At 60.5% G+C, this 18250-nt stretch carries 14 protein-coding genes; 10 read left to right on the top strand and 4 right to left on the bottom strand.

Annotated features, from left to right (window positions below):
• Positions 1-37: 37 nt before the first annotated feature.
• Positions 38-1735 carry an acyl-CoA dehydrogenase family protein gene (locus EKM04_RS12855; protein WP_183894778.1) on the bottom strand — a complete coding sequence of 566 codons (1698 nt, stop codon included), beginning with the start codon at positions 1733-1735 and terminating at the stop codon, positions 38-40.
• 394 nt (positions 1736-2129) lie between these two features.
• Here EKM04_RS12855 and kce point away from each other — a divergent pair, with 394 nt between their 5' ends.
• From kce to EKM04_RS12840, 3 genes are all read left to right on the top strand, one after another.
• Positions 2130-3059 (top strand): 3,5-dioxohexanoate:acetyl-CoA acetone transferase, encoded by a 930-nt coding sequence (kce, locus tag EKM04_RS12850; protein WP_252094072.1) that lies wholly within the window; start codon positions 2130-2132, stop codon positions 3057-3059.
• 80 nt (positions 3060-3139) lie between these two features.
• Positions 3140-4261: an alcohol dehydrogenase catalytic domain-containing protein gene (locus EKM04_RS12845; protein ID WP_183894774.1), complete on the top strand. Its 1122-nt coding sequence runs from the start codon at positions 3140-3142 to the stop codon at positions 4259-4261.
• A 119-nt stretch (positions 4262-4380) separates the two neighbouring features.
• Positions 4381-5154, top strand: a complete 774-nt coding sequence (locus EKM04_RS12840; protein WP_183894772.1) for an SDR family oxidoreductase — start codon at positions 4381-4383, stop codon at positions 5152-5154.
• Positions 5155-5470: 316 nt separating this feature from the next.
• Here the strand turns inward: EKM04_RS12840 and EKM04_RS12835 are convergent, their stop codons facing one another.
• A complete protein-coding gene (locus tag EKM04_RS12835) occupies positions 5471-6112 on the bottom strand; it encodes a TetR/AcrR family transcriptional regulator (RefSeq protein ID WP_202049526.1) in 642 nt (213 codons plus the stop codon).
• Between the two features lie 231 nt (positions 6113-6343).
• Between EKM04_RS12835 and EKM04_RS12830 the strand changes: the two genes are divergently transcribed.
• The 6 genes from EKM04_RS12830 to EKM04_RS12805 all read left to right on the top strand — a co-directional run bounded on the left by EKM04_RS12830 (position 6344) and on the right by EKM04_RS12805 (position 13012).
• Positions 6344-7564, top strand: coding sequence for an MFS transporter (locus tag EKM04_RS12830; protein ID WP_183894770.1), 1221 nt, complete (start codon positions 6344-6346; stop codon positions 7562-7564).
• Complete coding sequence (locus EKM04_RS12825) at positions 7561-8514, top strand: 3-hydroxyacyl-CoA dehydrogenase family protein (RefSeq protein WP_183894768.1); 954 nt, start codon at positions 7561-7563, stop codon at positions 8512-8514. Before EKM04_RS12830 ends, EKM04_RS12825 begins: the two co-directional genes overlap by 4 nt.
• Before the next feature lie 134 nt (positions 8515-8648).
• Complete coding sequence (locus EKM04_RS12820; protein ID WP_174154133.1) at positions 8649-9695, top strand: aromatic ring-hydroxylating dioxygenase subunit alpha; 1047 nt, start codon at positions 8649-8651, stop codon at positions 9693-9695.
• Positions 9696-9699: 4 nt separating this feature from the next.
• Positions 9700-10431, top strand: a complete 732-nt coding sequence (locus tag EKM04_RS12815; RefSeq protein ID WP_234910899.1) for a GntR family transcriptional regulator — start codon at positions 9700-9702, stop codon at positions 10429-10431.
• A 20-nt stretch (positions 10432-10451) separates the two neighbouring features.
• Positions 10452-11420 (top strand): PDR/VanB family oxidoreductase, encoded by a 969-nt coding sequence (locus tag EKM04_RS12810; RefSeq protein ID WP_183894764.1) that lies wholly within the window; start codon positions 10452-10454, stop codon positions 11418-11420.
• Positions 11421-11560: 140 nt separating this feature from the next.
• Complete coding sequence (locus tag EKM04_RS12805; protein WP_183894762.1) at positions 11561-13012, top strand: aldehyde dehydrogenase; 1452 nt, start codon at positions 11561-11563, stop codon at positions 13010-13012.
• A 430-nt stretch (positions 13013-13442) separates the two neighbouring features.
• On the opposite strand, the gene EKM04_RS12800 is transcribed toward EKM04_RS12805, so the two are convergent.
• Both EKM04_RS12800 and EKM04_RS12795 read right to left on the bottom strand, forming a co-directional pair.
• Positions 13443-14543 (bottom strand): NAD(P)-dependent alcohol dehydrogenase, encoded by a 1101-nt coding sequence (locus tag EKM04_RS12800; protein ID WP_183894760.1) that lies wholly within the window; start codon positions 14541-14543, stop codon positions 13443-13445.
• Positions 14544-14618: 75 nt separating this feature from the next.
• Positions 14619-16091, bottom strand: coding sequence for a benzaldehyde dehydrogenase (locus EKM04_RS12795; RefSeq protein ID WP_183894759.1), 1473 nt, complete (start codon positions 16089-16091; stop codon positions 14619-14621).
• A gap of 322 nt (positions 16092-16413) precedes the next feature.
• Here EKM04_RS12795 and EKM04_RS12790 point away from each other — a divergent pair, with 322 nt between their 5' ends.
• Positions 16414-18183 (top strand): sigma-54-dependent Fis family transcriptional regulator, encoded by a 1770-nt coding sequence (locus tag EKM04_RS12790; protein ID WP_183894757.1) that lies wholly within the window; start codon positions 16414-16416, stop codon positions 18181-18183.
• The last annotated feature ends 67 nt before the right edge of the window (positions 18184-18250 follow it).

Genomic DNA, 18250 nt, shown 5'->3' with positions numbered 1-18250 from the left:
GCCGCAGGTACAGCCGTTGTGGACTTGTCTCTGGGAATTAGGCCGACTCCGTTTGTAGATTTGCCGTGCGATAATGTTTCGACAACGCGGCGATCCGCGCCGCCTCCAGCTCGCATCTCGCGCGCAGAGTACCCAGCTCGATATCAAGGGCTTCGCTCTCCGCTTCGTTCACAGCGCCTGAGGATTTCTGACGGATCGTCGCCCAGGCAAGCGCGCAATGTCCGACAAGGTGGAGATAGGCAACGGAGGCCGCCTCACTGCCACGATCCTGCGGGGTCACGAGTTGCGTCGCTTGTTTTAGAATATCGAGCGCCGCCTCGATCGAATACCGGTCGTCGGACGCCATATGACCGAGATCATCGCCGATCAGCTTGAGAAAGACGCCTAGACCAGCGCTACCGCCGCGCCATATCCCGCGTTGCACCAGATCGGCTGCCTGGATACCCGTCGTACCTTCGAAGATCGTCAGAACCCGCGCGTCACGAAGCGCCTGTTCGACAGGCCAGTCGGCAGTGTAACCCGCACCGCCCAGAACCTGGATTGCGTCGCTGGCGCAATCGAAGGCGATTTCGCCGCCAAGCGTCTTGATCACCGGCAACAGCCACTGCACCAGATGCTGGCTTGTTTCAGCGGCCTCTTTATCGGGCTCGAACTCTGCGAGTTCCGCATGTGCCGCCACCGTGTAAAGCAGGTTTCGGAACGCGGTCACTGTCGCCCTCATGCGTTTCAGCATGCGCTGAACATCAGGATGCGTGTCGATCCGCACCGGCTGTGCGGCCTTGCCACCCTGGCGCCGTTCTGCGGCATAGGCATCGGCCACGTCGAGAGCGCTGACAGCGATTCCGAGCCCCATCGCGCCCACCGCAAGTCTCATCCGCGTGATCATACCGAAAATCGTGGCCAGGCCGCGACCCGGCGCGCCCAGTCGCTCGCCGAGAGCACCCTCGAAACCAAGCGCGCAGGTGGGCGAAAGATGCAGGCCGAGCTTTTCTTCAAGCCGTCTCGTCACCACTGTCTTACTAGCCTCATCGGGCCCGCAGGGTACGAGAAAGAGCGAGAAGCCTCCCGCTTCATCATCGCGTGCAAGAACACAATGGAGAATCGTCTTGGTTAGGTCATGGTCGCCGAAGCTGATCCACTGCTTTTCGCCGGTAATCCGGAAAAGGTCGCCGGCAGGCTCTGCGATTGTCCGCAGCCGGGCAACATCGGAGCCTGCCTCAACCTCGGAAATACAGATGGTCGCACCGATTTCGCCGGAAGCCAGAAGTGGCAGCCAGCGTGCGCGGGTCTCGTCATCGCCGAACATCGAGATCATCCTGGCGGCGGAGCGCATCGGCACCGGCAGCATGCCGAAGGCGGGTGACGCGCGGTCGAATACCTCCTGGACGGCGACCGCCAACACGAGCGGGAGGCCCTGTCCGTCGAAATCCGGATCGATGTCGAGCGACAGCCAGCCGCCAGCCGCGTAGTGGTTCCATGCGTCCTTATGCATGTCCGAGGTCCGCACGCGACCCTCCTGGTAACGGGGAGGATTGCGCTCTCCCTCTGCATTGAGCGGCGCGATGACCTTTACGGCGAGGCGATCTGCCTCTTCAACGATCGTTTGGATCAGCGCATCGTCGGCCATTGCGAAGCGGCTCTGGATGTCACGCAACCGCTGCAATTCCGGTAGGCGGGCCAGTGTGTGGAGGATCGGGGTGAGATCGGCTACGGGTAGTTCGGCACGTGTGGTCATGCAAACCGCCCGCTCTTCGCTTGTGGTTGAGCGCGAACGCAAATGTCCATCGGCTTCATCAAACTCTCCTCCTCATGCGACGGCGCTGCTTCGTCTCTGCAAGCCATCGACACCGCTATGTGAGCTATCGGTACACTCTCTTATCATTTATTGCTTTTCTAGAAAAGAAATATTGACGCAAAGTCGACGCGGGCGCAAGATTGAACCGTTAGAGCGTTGAGGAGCGCGGTTCTGATGATCGTCAGAAAGTCGATGGGAGGAGGATGCGGCAACCGAGTGTGCCGTTGCCTTCGCCGGTCGTCGCCGGTCCGGCATCATAGCTGGCGATCGGAGGCCGCCTGAGCGAACTTCGTCGCTTTGGGCTTCGGATATTTGTCTGGGAGGATAGTTTATGATCAAAGTTAGAAAAGCGATTATTTCATGTGCCGTGACCGGTTCGGTCCACACGCCGACCATGTCCGAGTACCTGCCGATTACGCCGGACGAGATTGCTCAGCAATCGGTCGAGGCTGCCGAAGCGGGAGCCGCCATTCTGCATCTGCACGCCCGCGATCCGAACGATGGACGGCCGAGTGCGGATCCGGCGATCTTCATGCAGTTCCTGCCTCGGATAAAGCAGCAGTGCGATGCCGTCGTGAACCTGACGACCGGCGGAGCTGTCGGCATGTCACTTGATCAACGACTTGGCGCGGCGCGCGCGGCGCGGCCTGAATTGACGTCCCTCAACATGGGAACCATGAATTTCGGGGTCTTCGTCGCGGCCGAGCAATCGCGAACATGGAAACATGACTGGGAGCAGCCATTTCTCGAATCCACCCGGCATACCGCGATGAGCAACAGCTTTGCACAGATCGAAGCCATTGCGACTGAGCTTTCCGGCTATGGCACGCGCTTCGAGTACGAATGCTACGACACAAGCCACCTCTACAACCTCGCCTATTTTGCCGACAAGGGCATTATCAAGCCCCCCTTCTTCATCCAGTGCATCTTCGGGATACTGGGCGGCATGGGCGGTGATCACGAAAACCTCACGCATATGGTGACGATCGCGGACAAGCTGTTCGGCAACGACTGGCATTTATCGGTCCTCGGTGCGGGCAAACACCAGATACCTTTCGCGACGATGAGCGCGGCCATGGGAGGCAATGTTCGTGTGGGCCTCGAGGACAGCTTGATGATTGGCCGTGGGCAGCTTGCCCAGACCAATGCAGAGCAGGTCCGCAAGATCCGTCGTATTCTGGAAGAGGCTGGCAGGGAGATCGCAACCCCAGACGAGGCACGTCAGATGCTGGCCCTAAAGGGCGGCAGCGAAGTCGCCTTCTGAGGAGCACTCGGCGGTCTGCGCTGCGGAGAAACGAAGACCAGATGACGACTGGTTGCTGGGGGAGGAATTGGTGAGGCATCATGATAGGACTTAAACTCGTATCTGAAGTGACAGCAGACGGACTGGTGACGCTGCGCTTAGTGGAAACGCCCGTCGGCAAGCCTCAACCTGATCAGGTTATCGTGCGGGTCGATGCCGCCCCCGTCAATCCGTCGGATATCGGCCTGATGCTGGCCGGCGCGAAGCCATCGGAGTTCCAGCGATCAAATGACGCGGACGGCACGGCAGTCTTGGTCGCGCGCCTGCCAGCGCAGGCCCTGGACCTGATGGCGGGGCGCATCGGTCATCCTTTGCCCGTCGGCAACGAGGGCGCCGGCGTCGTCATCGACGCTGGCTCTTCCGTGCGCCATATGCTTGGGCGAACCGTCGCCGTCCTGGGGGGCGGAATGTACGCGCAGTATCGCACAGTGACGGCAGATGACTGCATCCTGCTACCCGAAGACGTCACGCCGCAGCAGGCTGCTTCTGCTTGGGTCAACCCAATGACCGCTTCCGGAATGGTCCATACGATGCGGTCCGAAGGACACACCGCGATCGTTCACACCGCGGCGGCGTCCAGTCTGGGCCAGATCCTCAACCGCCTCTGCGCGAGAGACGGCATAGCGCTTGTCAATATCGTGCGAAACGCTGCGCAGGCGGACATGTTGCGGGCTCTCGATGCGCGATGGATCGTCAGATCAGATGAACCCGATTTCGCTGGGCAGTTGATGAATGCCATCGAGGAAACGCGTGCGACGATCGCCTTTGATGCCGTCGGTGGTGGTGGTTTGGCCGGTGAGATTCTCAGCGCGATGGATCGGGTCTTTCGCCGTGACATGCCGCATTTCAGCCGCTACGGGTCCAGCGTCCACAAGCAGATCTACATCTATGGTGGTCTCGATAGCAGACCCATCGTGCTCGATCGCGATTGGGGCATGCAGTGGTCTGTCGGTGGCTGGCTTCTGACGCCCTTTCTGGAGCGGATCGGACCGCTGGAGAGAACCCGACTTCGACAACAGATTGCCGAGCAAATCACGACCGTCTTCGCATCCAGTTACACGAATGCCGTGCCGCTGACCGCGTTGGTCGAGCCGGAAACGATTGCACGGCTTTGCGTACCGGCAACAGGTGCGAAGTATCTGATTGAGCCGGGAAGGCCTTGAACTCAGCGCGTGCCCGAGTGCGCGCGATCATGGCTCTGATCAGATCGCATAAGGAACTCGACTACGGGGTGGTGGATGACCACCCGGGTCCCACATAAATGACGTCCGGGAGAGATGGAATGCCGACAGTAAAAGGCCTTCGTGTTCTGGTGACAGCGGGTGCGAGCGGCATCGGCCTGGAAATCGCGCGCGCCTTCGTCGCATCGGGCGCGGCTGTGTTCGTCTGCGATTCCAGCGCGGAGGCGGTTGAGGCGCTCGCGGTGGTTCTTCCGTCTGCTGGAAGCGCCGTGTGTGATGTGACGGATCGCACCGCCGTTGACACCATGTTCACTGCGGCCATCGGCGCGCTTGGCGGGCTCGATACGCTGGTGAACAATGCTGGAATATCCGGCCCGACCGGCCGCGTGGACGAGATCATGCCGGAAGACTGGGACCGAACCTTGGCCGTCAATCTGACAGGGCAGTACAATCTTGTCCGCCTCGCCGTCGCGGAACTCAGGAAAAGCGACTGTGCTTCGATCCTGTGCATGTCGTCGGCGGCAGGACGGATGGCCTACCCCAACCGCAGTCCCTACGCGGCAGCGAAGTGGGCCGTTATCGGCTTTATGAAAACAATCGCCGCCGAACTGGGATCCTACGATATTCGTGCGAATGCGATTCTGCCGGGAATGGTCGATGGCCCCAGACTCCAGGCCGTGGTCTCGGCCAAAGCTGCGGTCGCGCAAGTCCATCCGGCAGATATCATCCGGAAAGGACTGGCCGGGACTTCAATCAAACGCCTCGTCTCTGCCGAGGAGGTCGCCGCGCTGGCGGTTTTTCTGGCGTCACGAGAAGGCGGGGCGATCAGTGGCCAGGCCATCGGCATCGACAACGATCTCCATTACATGGCCTAGAGCGTTTCCTTGTTAAATGGAAACGTTCTGCCGGAGCAGATTTTCGTCAGGACAAAGGCGATTGGCGAAGGGCATACCCTAAGGTACGGTCGAGCCGATCGCCTTTGTCCTGGCGGAAATATGCCCGGCCCTCCGGGTTGGTTGAAACGGGCCATCTGCCTGCCCGGACGGCTTGGCCGTATGCTAAGGCTACGCCACGCGCCCTCCGGACAAGCAGTCGATCCCGTTTGAACCAACAGAACTGTTTCCATTTAACAAGGAAACGCTCTAGCGGAATGTCGGTCGTAGCGGGATCGCCTCTTTGCCGAAAGCTTTCCTATGTCTGCGGCCCTTTCGGGGCGCTTTGCGGCTGCGCGCACATCGCCCGGATACCGGCGCCGAACAGGATTGGGAGGCGGTCGAGGATCGCACCCAGGTCGCGCGAGGAGACCAATCCGTTCGAGATCACATCGATGCGGCCCGTCTGACTGAGGGAAAAGGTCAAACTGCCGCTGAGGAAGTGATAGCTCCAGTAAATCTCCTCCTCAGACGCGTCTGGCAGGACACGGCGCATATATCTAAGAAGCATTTGCGAGGTGTCGTCGAACACCTCCGACATCAAACGGCGCAGCTCGCCACCGGAACTGTTAACGAAGCCCACGACCGCATCGTAATTGCGCCAGCCATCGTCCGTTATGCTGAGCTGAAGTCCCGGTCGGATGAACGCATCAATCACGCCTTCAAGTGTCATCGCCTCGCCGACCTCAGCCTCATAGGCTTCAAAGGCCTCGCGCCGCAGTTCATTCAAAAAAGGGCCGCGCCGCCGAAACACAGCTTCGAACAGGTTTTTCTTGTCGCCGAAATAATAGCGCATGAGGGCCGTATCGATGCCGGCGGCCTTGGCGACGTTCGTCAAGCTCGTGCCGTCAAAACCCTTCCACGCGAATTCTGCCTCGGCAACGTCTAGGATGAGGGTCATCGATTCCTGCCGTCTGTCGGCTTGGCGTCTGCGCATCGTCAAAAGATCTTCTTACCTCATCATCTTATAGAACTGAATCTTCGCTGAAAGCTCACAGAAGATCAACCCGTGATACACACTGACAAAAACTTCTTCTTTAAGAAAGAAAGATTGACCGATCCATTTCTTTGAGGAATATTGGCTGAAGTCGTCGGCTGTCTGTCGGCGATGTCCTGGGGAGGAGGATGACAGATGCGCGAAACCGCATGGCAGGAATTATCAAGAAAGTGGCCCGTTTTACTCGGTGCGTTTCTCGGTCTGGCGGGCGGCGTTTCGTCCATCGCCTATTATTCGCAAGGCTTGTTTGTCGGGCCGTTGACCCAAACCTTTGGCTGGTCGCGCGAACAGATGTCGCTGGTAACGCTGGCAGGCGGCATGCTGCTGGCTATTCTCTCGCCGTTTGTGGGCACTCTGGTCGATCGGTTCGGCGTGGTCCGGCCTTTGCTGGTATCCTTCTGCGCGATGATCGTGGGTTATCTGGTCTTGAGCAGGATCGGCGGCAGCTTCGCGCTGTTCCTTCTGGTTCAGTTGCTGTTGATCGGCGTCGGATCCGCGACCGGACCGGTTTCATTCACGCGGATCGTCAGCGAGAACTTTGTCGCAGCGCGCGGATTTGCGCTTGGCGCCACGTTGGCTGGCGGCGGTGTCATGGCCATCATCGCCCCGCCCATTATCGCCTCCCTGATCGCGCAGAATAGCTGGCGGGAAGGCTATCTTGCAGTCGCCGCGCTCGTGTTGGTGTGCTCAACCCTGTCGCTGGCACTTCTCGTGCCACGGCTTCGATCGAGTGTTTCGGTCCCGACTGCGACGAAGGCAGAGGAATCCACAGACGCACACTACCGCACACCAGACCTGTCATCGCCGTTCCTCTGGCGTCTCGCCTTTACCTTTCTGCTTGTGGCGCTGGGCGTCGGCGGCTTCACGTTCCATATGGTGCCGATGCTCACAGACGCTGGCATGGACCTGTCGTCAGCCGCACAGATCCAGAGCTTGATCGGTGTTGCCTTACTTGTCGGCAGGCTTGGCGCAGGCGCTCTTATGGACCGGATTTTTGCTCCCTATATAGCGGCGAGCGCCGTGTTGCTGGCCGCGCTTGGCCTTGCGATCATCGCGCTGTTCGGTGTGGCCGCCGCCGCGCCTGGCGCCCTGCTGATTGGCCTCGCGCTGGGTGCTGAAGGTGATGTTATCGGTTATCTCACAGCCCGTTACTTCGGCCTCGCCGTCTATGGCCGTATCTATGGCATATTGTACGGGATCTTCGCGTTTGGCCTTGGCCTCAGCCCGCTCGTGATCTCTCGACTTCAGGCTATGGCGAACTCCTATGACACCGCGCTCTGGTTTTCCTGTGCAATCCTCCTGATTGCCGCAGTCTCACTCCTGACGCTCCCTTCGTTTCCGGAGAAGGCAAAATGACTGTGCCGGAAAAAATTGCTGTCGTTGGCTGCGGCAATATCGGCGCGGGATGGGCAACCCATCTTCTGGCGCGCGGCTTGAGCGTCACTTGCGCCGACCCTGCCCTGGGCGCGGAAGAGCGTCTGCGCATGGCCGTCGCGCGGGACCTCAGACTGCTGGGACTTGACGCGGTCGGCATCACGGCCGCGATCGACCGACTGACCTTCGTTCCGACAATCGAGCAGGCCGTGACCAATTGCGACTGGGTCCAGGAGAATTCGCCCGAAGATCTTGAGGTGAAGCGCAAGGTTATTGCTGCCATCGAGGCTGCCGCGCCGTCGCATGCGGTGATCGCGTCCAGCACATCGAGCATCATGCCGAGCCTCCTTCAGGCAAAGGCTTTACACCCCGAACGCATCATTGCGGGGCATCCCTTCATCCCCGTACCGCTGATTGCGCTTGTGGAAGTCGTGGGCGGCGCGCGCACATCGGAGGCCACGATCCTGGCAGCGATGCGCTTTTACACAGCGATTGGGAAAGTCCCCATCCACGTGCGTCGGGAGCTGTCCGGCCACATCGCCAATCGCCTTCAGGCAGCGCTCATGCGCGAGGCGTTCTTCCTTCTCGAACAAGGCGTCGCCTCGGCAGGTGACATTGATCTTGCGTTGACGGAAGGCCCCGGGCAACGATGGGCCGCAACCGGTCCGTTCATCAGCCAGCACCTGGCCGGCGGACCAGGCGGGGCAGCTGCAGCTTTCGCCAATCTTGGCGGCGCACTGCGCGCAATGTGGGCTGATCTTGGCGCGCCCCTCCTGAATGCGGACCTGCAAAACAAGGTCGAAACGGGTATAGAGGGGATTCTCTCGGAAACACCCGAACCCGTTTGGCAAGAGCGCAGGATCGAGCTTTTGCGCATGCTTGATCGCTGGAAACTGGATCGCCAGTCAGAGTATCCTCCGTCACCCCTGTAACCAAAGGCCCACCATAACCATCCCCATGTATACAAAAATGATAATATTATAATTTGTTGCGCCATTTATCTAAGTATTTGACATTTTCTGTATACGAATGGTATTCATTATTGAGCACTTGGAGGAGTGATGCGATGAAACCCCGGACTTTTCCTATTAATGCCTGGTACGCTGCCGCCTACGACGTAGAGGTGAAGCGGGCTCTGTTGCCTCGAACCATCTGCGGCACGCCCGTGGTCCTGTTTCGCAAGCAGAACGGAAAGGCCGCCGCGCTGGCCGACACCTGTTGGCACAGGCTGCTGCCGCTCTCCAAAGGGGAGTTGCATGGCGACAATGTCATTTGCGGGTATCACGGGCTCGAGTTCGACGAGACAGGCCGCTGCGTCTATATGCCGTCGCAGGAAACCATCAACCCTTCGGCTTGCGTCAAGAGCTACCCACTGGAGGAGCGTCATCGGTTTCTATGGATATGGATGGGGGATCCGGCTCTCGCCGATCCGACCAAAATACCCGACCTGCACTGGAACGACGATCCGGAATGGGCCAGCGACGGCAAGGTCATTCATGTGAAATGTGACTATAGGCTCGTTGTCGACAATCTCATGGATCTCACCCATGAGACATTCGTGCACGGTTCGTCGATCGGCAACCGCGCCGTTGCGGAAGCCCCCTTCACGGTCACGCATTCCGACACGACGGCGACAGTGACACGCTGGATGGAGGGGATTGATCCACCGCCCTTCTGGTCCGATCAACTGCGCAAGCCCGGCAAGGTCGATCGCTGGCAGATTATCCACTTCCAGGCCCCTTCGACCGTTGCCATCGATGTCGGCGTCGCGGTTGCCGGCACGGGTGCGCCGCAGGGCGACAGGAGCCAGGGCGTCAACGGTTTCGTGCTCAACACGATGACCCCCGAGACAGATTCGACCTGTCACTATTTCTGGGCTTTCGCACGCAACTGGGACATCGGCAACCAGGCCTGGACGCACAAGCTGCGCGAGGCTGTCGCAGGTGTCTTCCGCGAGGATGAAGACATTCTCGAAGCCCAGCAGAAAGCCATTGAGGCAAATCCCGACCACGTGTTCTACAATCTCAATATCGATGCCGGATCGATGTGGGCGCGCAAGTTGACCGACCGCATGATCGATGGTGAACAGGCCGTCCGACTGGCTGCGGAGTAGACACATGGAGACAAAGCGGGACACGCAGACGCTTAAAGCCCTACTCGGTGTGCGTGACATCGTTCTCGGTGGCGGCATGGCTGCGGGTGAGCGCCTTTCCGAAGTCGCCCTCTCCGAGATGCTCGGCGTTTCCCGCACGCCGCTGAGAGCTGCGCTTTCGCGACTGGAGCAGGAGGGGTTACTGGAGCTGATCCCTTCGGGCGGTTACGCCATCCGTAGCTTCACCACGGCAGATGTCTTCGATGCTATCGAACTGCGCGGGCTCATGGAGGGAACGGCGCTGCGGCTGGCGGCGGAACGCGGTGTGCCGGCGGCGCGACTTGGGCATCTGCGGGCGCTGGTCCGTGCGCTCGACGACGCCTTTACCGACCGTCCCGAAAACATGCATTTCGAGCGGTATGTCGAGCTCAATGCGGAGTTCCATGCGGCCCTGGCCCTGCTACCGGGCAGCGAGACCATGCGGCGGGAGCTGGAACGGATCGTGCAACTGCCCTTTGCCTCCCCCAGCGCCTTTCTGGAAAAGCAGGAGGACGTTCCGGCTTTTCGCCAGTCGCTGGTTTTTGCGCAGACGCAACATCGCGACATGGTGAATGCACTGGAGGGCCGAGAAGGGGCGCGTGCCGAATTCCTGGGTCGCGAACATGCGCGGCTGGCGCGCAGAAATCTCGAATTTATCATGAGCGAGGATCGCAGCCTGATACCGAAAGTGCCGGGCCTCGCACTGATTGTCGCGTAAAAACTCTGGGAGGAGAAATAATGCGCATGAACATGGAGTGGCGGCGGGCGAGCGTCCGTTCGACCGCAGAAATCGCCGAGGGAGTTCATCGGGTGGAGTTTGACGTGCAGGGCACGCTTCCCCCCTTCGATCCGGGCTCACACACCAATATCGCTGTTCTCATTGACGGCGCCCGCGCCATCCGTACCTACACATGTCTGCCGGCACCGCCCGGCTGTCTGGCGATCGCGGCCAAGCTGCATCCCAACAGCCGCGGCGGATCGCGTTTCATCGCATCGCTCAAACCAGGCGATGCGGTCGATGTGACGGCACCGGAGAACCGCTTCGAGCTGTCCTGGCGCGCCAGTCGTTATCTTCTGATCGCAGGCGGCATCGGCGTCACCCCCATCTACGGTATGGCGCGCACGCTGGCGGCAGCGGATCAGGATCTGCGCATGATCTATGGCGGCGCCTCGCGCAGCGTCATGCCGTTCATCGATGACCTCTCCGACCTTCTGGCCAACAGGCTCGAGGTATTTCCGGCAGACGAAGGCCGGAATTTGGACCTCGCCAAAGAAATCGCTGCTCTTCCTGAGAATGGAGAAGCCTATGTCTGCGGTCCGCTCGGACTGCTACAGGCCGTCAAGCACGTCTGGCTCGAAAGCGGTCGCCCTGTCAGCCGCCTGCGCTACGAGGTGTTTGGCGACAATGGAAAATTCACCGAGACCGCCTTCGAGGTGTCCGTGCTCAATCGCGGCATCCAAACGACGGTCCGGCCTGACCAATCGCTGCTGGATGCGTTGATCGGTGCGGGGGTTGATATGATCTACGATTGCCAGCGGGGAGAATGCGGCCTCTGCGCTGTCCGCATCGTTGAAACCGACAGCGACGTCGATCACCGCGACGTTTTCTTCAACGACGCGGAAAAGAACAGCAACGAGCAGATGTGTGCCTGCGTCTCCCGATTTACCGGGGGACGCGCGGTGATCGATATCGGCTATCGAGCCTGAAAACGGATGTGGTCGTGCGATGTGGGAGGTCAGCACGGCGCGCACCGGGGCGACGTGCGCCTGCGCCGTGAGCCACCGCTTTTTCGACCCCTCCCGAATTCCTATCAAAACCAGCCCATTCCTCAACGGAGAAGACACCCATGACGACGACCATCCCCCTGCTGATCAACGGCTCCGAACGGGCCGCCGAAAGCGGGCGTACCTACGACCGGATTAATCCCTATACCGGTGACGTCGCAACGACGGCCGCTGCAGCGAGCCTCGGCGATGCCCGGCGAGCGATCGAGGCAGCCGCCACCGCATTTCCTGCCTGGTCGAAGACGGGACCCGGCGAAAGGCGCAAGATCCTCCTGAAGGCCGCAGATATCATGGAATCCAAGGTCGAGGAGTTTTCCGAGCTGGTGACTGCGGAGACGGGCGCAACCGGCCCCTGGGGTGCTTTCAACGTCATGTTCGCCGCAAGCATCCTGCGGGAATCTGCGGCCATGACAACGCAGATTTCCGGCGAGGTCATTCCCTCGGACAAGCCGGGCTCCCTGTCCATGGGCATGCGTCAGGCGGCCGGAGTATGTCTCGGCATCGCACCCTGGAACGCGCCGGTCATTTTGGGCACTCGGGCCATCGCCATGCCGCTGGCTTGCGGCAACACCGTCATCCTTAAAGCCTCAGAGCAGTGCCCGGGCACGCACCGTCTGATCGCTCAGTGCCTGGTTGATGCAGGACTGCCGGCGGGTGTCATCAACGTGATTACCAACGCGCCGGAAGACGCGCCTGGGATTGTCGAACATCTGATTTCCGACGAGAGGGTCCGCCGGGTGAATTTCACCGGTTCGACCAAGGTCGGCAGGATCATCGCCGAACTGTGCGGACGGCATCTGAAACCGGCCCTCCTGGAGCTCGGCGGCAAGGCGCCGCTGATCGTGCTCGACGACGCCGATATCGACGGTGCCGTCAATGCCGCAGCCTTTGGCGCCTTCGCCAATATGGGGCAGATCTGCATGTCGACCGAACGCCTCATCGTGCATGAGGCGGTGGCAGATGAGTTCGTCGCGAAGCTCACGGCGAAGGCGAGAAGCCTTCCGGCAGGCGATCCGCGCGGCCATGTGGTGCTGGGATCGATGATCAGCGCGCAGGCCGCCGCCAAGATGGACGAGCTGACCGCCGACGCCATCTCCAAGGGTGCGAAACTCGTGGCCGGCGGCAAGCGCGAGGGAAGCGTCGTGGAAGCGACGCTGCTCGACGGCGTTACGCCCGACATGCGCCTCTATTCCGAAGAAAGTTTTGGTCCCGTGAAGCCCGTGATCAGGGTTTCGAGCGAGGATGAAGCCATCCGCATCGCTAACGATACGGAATACGGGCTGTCGAGCGCCGTGTTCAGCCGCGATATCAAGCGCGCCCTTTCGGTTGCTGGCCGTATCGAATCCGGCATCTGCCACATCAACGGCCCGACCGTCTCCGACGAGGCCCAGATGCCCTTTGGCGGTGTGAAAGGCAGTGGCTACGGCCGCTTCGGCGGCAAATCCGGCATCGCCGAGTTCACGGAACTGCGCTGGATCACAATCGAGGATCCGAACCAGCACTATCCTTTCTAGGATTTTTTTGGCCTCATCATCGAGAGGGCGGCGTTGCCTGAGCTCAGGCCTATCGATGGATGACTTTTCAGACCAACTTCGGTCAGCAATCGACCGGGCGATCTCAGCCCCGGTCGATTTGGCTCGCCTAGAAACGGATGGTCGGCGCACACCTCCTCCAAGCTGTTCTTGGCGAGCGCGATATTGCTGGAGATGCCGAGCCTCCGGGCCGTGGCCTGCCCGGCACGCGTTTGGGCGGGAGCCCTCGCGCGGGCCGAAGCTGACAAAGCAACGGTTCGGGTCGACGTCCCCCACCCGTTTCCCCCAATAGCCCAGCGCAACATTCGATCCTGAGATTTGGCTGCTCGCTATCGGTATCGTCCCGGACCACCCCTACATTGCAAATCCATGCCCTGTGGCGTGACATTATTTCGGATGCGTGCCTCCTAGACTATTGCATCCTCACGATCGCCTTGACGGTTCGCCCGCTCTCGGAATCGTTGATCGCCTGGTTGATGTCCGCGAAGTTGTAAAACTTCACCAGCCTGTCGAAGGGAAACAGGCCCTGAGCATAGAGTTCGACCAGAATGGGAATGAAGGTATCGGGGTTGGATTCACCCTCTACGATGCCCATGAGGCGTCGGCCACCGCTCATGAAATGGACCTCGTCGAGATGGATTTCGCTTCCCACGGCGGATACGCCGAGAACGCCACAGGTGCCCATGGGCGCCAGTGCCATCACCGCGCCGCGAATGACGCTGGAAATCCCCGTCGTATCGAGCGCGAAATGAAGACCATATCCCGTGATCGCCAGAATTTCCGTCGTTGCATCGACGTTGCCGGGATTGATCACATGCGTGGCGCCAAGTTCGCGCGCCATGGCCAGCCGCTCATCGTTCATGTCGACCGCGATAATCGTCGTCGCGCCGACGGCCTTGGCCGCCATGATGGCGGAAAGCCCGACCGAACCCGAGCCGAACACGGCAAATGACTTTCCAGCCGAGACCTTGAGCGCGTTCATCACGGCACCCGCCCCTGTCTGGATACCGCAGGCAAGCGGCCCGAGCAGTTCAAGCGGCGCCGTCTCGGGCACCTTGACGACGTTCACTTCATGGCAGATGGCATGGGTGGCGAAAGACGATTGTCCGAAGAAATTGCCATTGATGCGCTCGTCGCCAACCGACAGCGCGCTTGAACCATCCGTCCGCGTGGCGAAGAAATTGCGTGGAAAGAACTCGTGGCAATAGCTGGCATGTTGGTCCTGGCACGTCGGGCAATGGCCACAGGAGTTGAACGTCATCACCACCCGATCGCCGGCTTTCACTTTTGAGACGGCGCGGCCGACCTTTTCGACCACGCCTGCCCCTTCGTGACCGAGCACGACGGGCAGCGGTGTCGGCATCATGCCGTCGCGCACGACGATATCGGTATGGCAAACGCCGGTCGCAACGACCTTGACGAGAATTTCATTGTCTCTCGGCTCTTCGATGTCGATGGTTTCTAAGCTCAGTTGAGCGCCCTCAGCGCGGGCGACGGCGGCTTTGATCTGCATGGCAGGTCTCCGGAAAGGGTGTAGCTGGCGCAGGATGCGGGCGCCCATGGCCCCGCATCCTGCTGTTGGCAGGCGTCAATAGGGATAGGGCGTGGCAGCGTGCTTGACCGAGATCCACTTCCAGGTGGTAAACTCCTCCACGTCGGCCGGGCCGCCGATGCGGGTGCCGTTCCCGGATTTGCGTGGACCGCCGAACGGCGCGAAAGGGCCGCCATTGACCGTCTGGTCGTTGACATGGACCATGCCGACATCGAGCTCATCCGCGATCCTCAGCGCACGGGCCGTGTCGGACGAGATGACGCCGGCAGCGAGCCCGTAGTCGCTGTCATTGGTCAAGGAGATCGCTTCCGCATCCGTCTTGAAGCTTGCGATGCAGGCGACCGGTCCGAAGATTTCCTCCTCGAAGGCACGCATGCCTGGCCGGACATCCGCCAACACCGTCGCTGCATAATATCGGCCTTCATAGGTGCCACCGGCCAGAAGGCGGGCGCCCTTGGCGACGGCGTCGTCGACGATCGCCTGTATGGCCGCCACCTGCTCATCCGAGATGACGGGGCCGAGCGTCACCTGATGGCTCAAAGGGTCGCCTGCTGGCATATCGGATGCCTTGGCGACGAGCTTCTCCGTCAAGGCTTCAACGATCGTCTCATCGGCCAGAATAAGGCCGGTCGCCATGCAGATCTGGCCCTGGTGCAGAAAGGCACCCCAGGCCGAGTTTGATGCCGCGATATCAAGATCGGCGTCGTCGAGAACGATGAGCGAGTTCTTGCCGCCAAGTTCGAGCTGGACCTTCTTGAAATGCTTGCCCGCGATCTCCGCCACCTTGGAGCCGCCGCGTGCCGAACCCGTAAACGAGATCATCGCAATATTGGGATCGATACACATCGCCTCGCCGGCATCGGCACCGCCGGGAACGACCTGAAGGACGCCCTTGGGCAGGCCTGCTTCCTCGAAAATCCGAGCAATGATGATGCCACCCGAGATCGGCGTGCGCGGATCAGGCTTGTGAACCACTGCATTGCCGAAGGCCAGAGCCGCCGCGATCGAGCGGACCGACAGCACGAGAGGGAAATTAAACGGCGAGATCACGCCAACGACGCCGTGCGGCACGCGCTTGGCGTAGCTGGTTCGCTCATCGATCGACGGGATCAACAGGCCCATCGGCTGGGTCGCCAGTGTCGCCGCATGCCGAATGAAGAGCGCACCATCCCCGATCTCGATGCCAGCCTTCGGATAGATCGAGCCGGATTCCCGCATGATCCAGGGGATCAGCTCCGAACGGTTCTCTTCGAGAAGGTCGGCGGCCCTGGACAGGATGCGCGCCCGCTCGGTGGGCAGGGTCTTTGCCCAAGCCTTCTGAGCCGAGCGCGCTTCGGCAGCGGCACGGGCGATATCGGACGGCCCGCCAACACCGACTGAGGCAATGACCGCTCCGGTCGCCGGATCCGTCACATCCATGACGCCAGCCGCAGTCGTCTGCCAGTCGCCAAACAGGGCGCGACCCTGCCAGCGCTCACGATCGAGAAAATTCTGGTTTTCGATGTTCATCGTGTTCCTCCTCAAACTCGCACGTGCTCGAAATCAAAGGCATAGCTCCGCCGTCACGAGATTGACTGTCTCTTCGACCGACGTCGCGTACCCTTGGTTTAAAGCCTCCTGCCGCTTCCTCCAGCGGCTATTCACTGTGTTGCAAGGCCTGTGCCAGTTCCCCAAAACACGGGGATGAACCGTGGCGCCTCCTCGTAAGAAATTGAAAGTATTTGAGATTTTGCGCACAGCTAGTGCGTTTGATCCTGACGCCATACAACTCATTGCGCTTCATAAAATAATGAAATACACTTCATTAAATTCATAACATGTCGATGTGATCATGAAAGACCCGCAGGCGCCGGATCACCTTATCTCCCTTGCCGAAGCCTCCCGCAAGACAGGGAGGATTTTGACGCGTGGCGCCTTCAGCGAACTCGACACGGGGGCTACCCCAACTCTTGCAGACCTCGCCGAGGCCCTGAATTTTGCGCTTGGCGACGGCCGCATCTGGCTCAACGACCAGCGCATGCTCCTGATCCAGTCGCTCGTTCTCGGCCGGCTTCGGCAGGAGATCATCGATGCCTTCGGGATAGAGACAGCCAAGGGTCTGTTCATGCGTGTCGGCTACATGCAGGGCGTTCGGGATGCGGAGCTGATCCAGAAGCGGTTCGCGCAGGAGGATCTAACCCATGCACTCGCCGCAGGTCCCCGTGTCCATACGCTTGAAGGCTTCGTCAAGGTCACGACCAAGCAGTTCCAGTTTGATCTCCGCAAAGGGACCTATTTCGGCGAATTCTACTGGGACGATTCCTCGGAGGCCGCCGAGCATCTCTCAAGCTATGGTATTGCCAGCGAGCCCGTCTGCTGGATGCAGATCGGGTATCCCTCAGGCTATACCAGCACGCTCTTCGGCAAGCCGGTGGTGTTCCGCGAAATCGAATGCGCAGCCATGGGCGCACCGCGCTGCTTCGTCGTCGGTCAACATGCCGATGCCTGGGGTGACGGTGCGCCCGAACGCCAGTATCTCGGCCTCGACTGGAGCGGCCGCCGCCCCGTAGCGGTGAACCCGGGGGTGCCGACATCGGCGGCAAAATCACCCACCGTACCAGACGGCCAGGTCGTTGGCGTTTCGGCCAGCTTCCTGCGAACGAGGCTAATGCTCGAAAAGGTGGCCGACACAGACGCGACGGTGCTCTTCATCGGCGAATCCGGTGTGGGAAAGGAGCTTTTCTCGAACGAGTTACACAGGCTCAGCCCGCGTCAGGACAAGCCCTTCGTGCCGATCAATTGCGCCGCCATCCCGGAAGCACTGGTCGAGTCCGAGCTGTTCGGCGTTGAAAAAGGTGCCTTTACCGGCGCTGTCCAGTCGCGCGCCGGATATTTCGAACGCGCCCACGGTGGCACGCTGTTCCTCGACGAGATTGCCTCTCTTACCTATTCGGCGCAAGGCAAGGTCCTTCGAGCTATCCAGGAGCGGAAGATCGAACGCGTCGGCGGCACAAGGACGATACCGGTGGACGTTCGTGTCGTCACCGCGTCGAATGTCGACCTTGCTGCAGAGGTCAGGGGCGGACGCTTCCGGCAGGACCTGTATTTTCGGCTCTGCGTGTTCCCGATCGTCATCCCGCCGCTTCGCGACCGTCGCGACGATATCCCACTCCTCGCCGCGCATTTTCTGACGTTCTTCCGAGATCGACATCGGCGTGACACCGCCGGTTTCACCCGCCGGGCTATGGACGCGCTTCTGGCTTACGATTTCCCTGGCAATATCCGCGAACTCCAGAACCTCGTCGAGCGCGGCGTCATTCTTTCCGAAAGCGGCTCATTGATCGACCTGCAGCATATGTTTACAGGCTTCGAGATGATGCCGTCGCCCGCGCTCAAACTGACCGAAGGCGGTCGGATTTCTACGGCATCACAATCGGCCGAGCACCGCGAGGATCCAGGCCATCCGATAACGACACCCGACGCACTCAAACGGGCCGAGACAGAGCTTTACGTTTCGTGGCTGGCCGCCGCAGGTGGAAACGTTTCCGCCGCAGCGCGCCAGCTGGGAATAACACGCGCCAAACTGGAATATCGGCTTAGGAAACTCGGGCAACTCGATTGACCGAGCCCTTCACGGCGACCAAAGCGAGCCGTCGGTAACAGCAGCCAATCCGGGTCAAAGCCTTTGC

This window comes from Rhizobium skierniewicense Ch11 (assembly GCF_023757665.1).
Lineage (GTDB): Bacteria > Pseudomonadota > Alphaproteobacteria > Rhizobiales > Rhizobiaceae > Agrobacterium > Agrobacterium skierniewicense.
The sequence above is the reverse complement of the archived record's forward strand: the minus strand, read 5'-3'. Positions and strand labels throughout refer to the sequence as shown.